This is a genomic window from Chloroflexota bacterium, from assembly GCA_026389585.1.
Lineage (GTDB): Bacteria > Chloroflexota > Dehalococcoidia > UBA2247 > RBG-13-53-26 > JAPLHP01.
On sequence record JAPLHP010000037.1, the window covers coordinates 1 to 2,874 of the forward strand.

Below are 2,874 nucleotides of genomic sequence, written 5' to 3' on the forward strand. Positions count from 1 at the left end.
TCAAAAGCGCCCAACCTGGAGGCGATATCTCCGGCACCCAAAGGTTCGCCTTCCAGCGTAGTGACTATGCCGATAACATCCCTGACCCTGCGCTCTTCCCTGGTTGTTTCCGGCTGTATGACGACCAGGTTGAGTTGATCGGGTTCAAGACCAAAATCCTTTGGCGTGAGGCGACCCTGGACTCTGTACCTGGCCACCAGGTCCGGCTCCACGGGTCTCCCATAGACTTGTTTCCTGGTGATCACCAGGAAACCGACCGGATGGTAGGGAGACATGGAGCCCGGGGGCAGCACCGGCCGCTGCACGCCCTTCTGTCCGCCGGCGATGACGAAGCTCTTCAAGTCCTGGAAAGCACCAAACTCAGGCTTGTAGACCGCCGATTTGGCACCGATGGGGAGCGGCTTGCCAACCTGAGCCACTATGACGCCGATCTCACCTGCCGGTATCTGTACCCAGGGGTACTTGGTGACACTGTATATCGGCCACAGCTTCATTCGCAATCCAGGCATCAGCATTTCCCACTGGTAGCCGGCCTCTCCGTTGAAGGCGATCGGCCCATCAGTCTGGAGCTTCTTGCCCACCCTTTTGATAACGAGGCCCACCTCAGTGGGCCCGATGTACTTGGTGGAGGCCAACAGGATCACCAGGACGATCAATAGCACAATCACAATAACGATAACGCCAACAGTAACGCCTACGACCATTGATTCCTCCTCATATAGCCTTCAGGATGGCCATTGCAGCCCATGGATTAGGGCAGGGGCAACTTCACCACATCCAAGAGGTTCAGGAGCGAGGCGATAACTGCGTAGATAGCTACGCCGAAGGTCGCCACGACCAGTGCAACTGGGGTTACGAAGACCACCCCAAGAACCCCCTGGCGTACTGTCCCTCTAATGCCGCTGGCCGGCCGGTTGCCCGAGAAGGCCAGCGTGCCCAGCATCACTGCGACATAGATGCCGGCTCCAACGATCAGGAACGTCATCATCATCACACCTCCGCCCCGTATTCTGGCAGCGCTCTCGGTACTGCCGATCCCATCAGGCGCTGCTCCCCATTCCCCTGCACAGTTCTCAAAAGAACCACATTGAATAGTAGCACATCAGATCAAGATTGTGTGGTCACAATAGCAGCATCTTCAACGGGTATGACGCCGGTGACTTCAACGTGGTCACCATCAAGCCACCGAACCAGAAGAACCGTAAACCTCACTATGAATTGAAGAAGGGTGGACATCTCTGCCCACCCTTCCAGCCATTCTCACTCACGGGAATCTCGAGGGGACGTCCCCTCCTCATAGCGTCGAACCAACTCGCACAGTTCCTCCTCCACCCCGATTAGGGTATTCTCAGTCTCTGCAAGGTTCTCTTCGCTACCGTAACCAGGCTGTCTTTGTATCCTAATAATCTCGAGCCTCATTTGTGAGCGGACTCGGTCGAGTTCCGCAATCTTCCGTTTCAAGGCTGCGCCACTAGTCGGAGATGGACTCATTGTCATTTGGGTACCTCCTTCCTGGCCCCTGACAAAAGGAGGATAGGGTACTGAGCCTCACACCCTATCATGGGGCTGTGGCAAGGGTGACTACACGCCGGGCCCCCTCTGCTGCGCCCAGCCTCACTTTTCAAGGTATCACAGGCAATTCACCAGTTAATCTCAGGCTGATGTGGTTTAATCACAAATTGGACACAAGGAAGGGGGGCCTCGACGGTTCCTCTTCCCCTTTGTGCACAAGTGGCAAAATCACGCTTCACAAAAGGGCGGGAAGGGGGTGGGGTGTAGAGGTACCTCCTCTCCCTTGCCCAGGGCGCCAATGGTGGGAGGATTGTCAGACGCCCTCTGTGACCATCTGGGGCTGAAGGGATAGGGGAGACAGGTGTGAATCATCTACTTGACATTACCAACGCTAGAGTGTATAGTACTCAGCTATGAAGACATACACAACGAAGGAAGCCGCCAAGGAACTGGGCCTGGACCCCAGTCATGTCAGGCTACTGCTGGAACAAGGGAAGATAGAGGGTAGGAAGTTTGGCCGGGACTGGGTGGTTCTGAGCCTAGACTATCAGAGAAGAAGGGCACCAAAGAGAAAGAAGGGGGAGACCAATGGGTAGAATCAAGAAGGGACAGATAAGTCAAAGGCAACTGGCCAAGCAGCTGGGGGTGAGTGCCGCCTATTTAAGTCAGGTGCGACTGAATCAGCGCCCGGCCTCCGCAAAACTCCAGAAATCCATCGATTCCCTTCGTAACAATGTCAAGCAAAACGCAATCTATGTGAGGTCATTTCTAAAGAGTCTTGACAAAAACGCAATCTATGTGAAGCAAATTCGGGGCCAAAATGCTAGAATATCAAGTCCTATTGTGCTTGGGGAAGTGCTGGAATTGGCAGACAGGCATGACTTAGGATCATGTGCCGCGAGGCGTGGGAGTTCGACTCTCCCCTTCCCCAGTGAATACCAGCTCGCCTGGCCCCCTGTGCGGGATCAGGTTCGAGAATCACTTGGCCCGTCTCCATCTTCTTGACGGCATCTCTGATGGTATACGCGTCGCTCATTCTGAGCGCGGATTGTAGCCGTGTGCGGTGATAACGTCAAGATCATTCCAGAGGTCCATCACTCTCGTCGCCAGCCCCTTTGTGTCCAAGCCGAGTTTGACACCCCATGTTGCTACTCTGTACCATCATTGTCGAATACCACTTCGGCATTCGAGATGGACTCAACTTCCTCGTGGGCTGGGGGAACAAATCCACCATGGTCTGGGGCCCGGGGTTCGCCGCAAGATAGGAGACATACAACATATGAGCCTCTTTGCAAAAACCGTAAGCGATGACGAGTGGTTGAAAGCGGTCAGGCCTTTCTACATCGCAGCACGAACCTTCGT

At 54.7% G+C, this 2,874-nt stretch carries 5 protein-coding genes and 1 tRNA gene; 2 read left to right on the forward strand and 4 right to left on the reverse strand.

Annotated elements, in window-relative coordinates:
• The 3 genes from NTZ04_03640 to NTZ04_03650 all read right to left on the reverse strand — a co-directional run.
• Positions 1-704 (reverse strand): hypothetical protein (locus tag NTZ04_03640; protein MCX5991409.1); only part of this gene is annotated, 704 nt, incomplete at its 3' end.
• Positions 705-751: 47 nt separating this feature from the next.
• Entirely contained in the window at positions 752-991 is a 240-nt protein-coding gene (locus tag NTZ04_03645; protein ID MCX5991410.1) for a hypothetical protein, read from the reverse strand.
• Between the two features lie 269 nt (positions 992-1,260).
• On the reverse strand, positions 1,261-1,497 hold the full coding sequence (locus NTZ04_03650; protein ID MCX5991411.1) for a hypothetical protein: 237 nt from the start codon (positions 1,495-1,497) through the stop codon (positions 1,261-1,263).
• Between the two features lie 428 nt (positions 1,498-1,925).
• On the opposite strand from NTZ04_03650, the gene NTZ04_03655 reads away from it, so the two are divergent.
• Together NTZ04_03655 and NTZ04_03660 are read left to right on the forward strand one after the other, a co-directional pair.
• Positions 1,926-2,108, forward strand: coding sequence for a helix-turn-helix domain-containing protein (locus tag NTZ04_03655; GenBank protein MCX5991412.1), 183 nt, complete (start codon positions 1,926-1,928; stop codon positions 2,106-2,108).
• Between the two features lie 253 nt (positions 2,109-2,361).
• A tRNA-Leu gene (locus NTZ04_03660) sits at positions 2,362-2,443 on the forward strand.
• Positions 2,444-2,590: 147 nt separating this feature from the next.
• Here NTZ04_03660 and NTZ04_03665 read toward each other — a convergent pair.
• Positions 2,591-2,874 (reverse strand): hypothetical protein (locus NTZ04_03665; protein ID MCX5991413.1); only part of this gene is annotated, 284 nt, incomplete at its 5' end.

Bases quoted from the DNA above. Each gene is read 5' to 3' on its own strand.
- NTZ04_03645 (MCX5991410.1), bottom strand. From the start codon at position 991: ATGATGATGACGTTCCTGATCGTTGGAGCCGGCATCTATGTCGCAGTG.
- NTZ04_03650 (MCX5991411.1), bottom strand. From the start codon at position 1,497: ATGACAATGAGTCCATCTCCGACTAGTGGCGCAGCCTTGAAACGGAAG.
- NTZ04_03655 (MCX5991412.1), top strand. From the start codon at position 1,926: ATGAAGACATACACAACGAAGGAAGCCGCCAAGGAACTGGGCCTGGAC.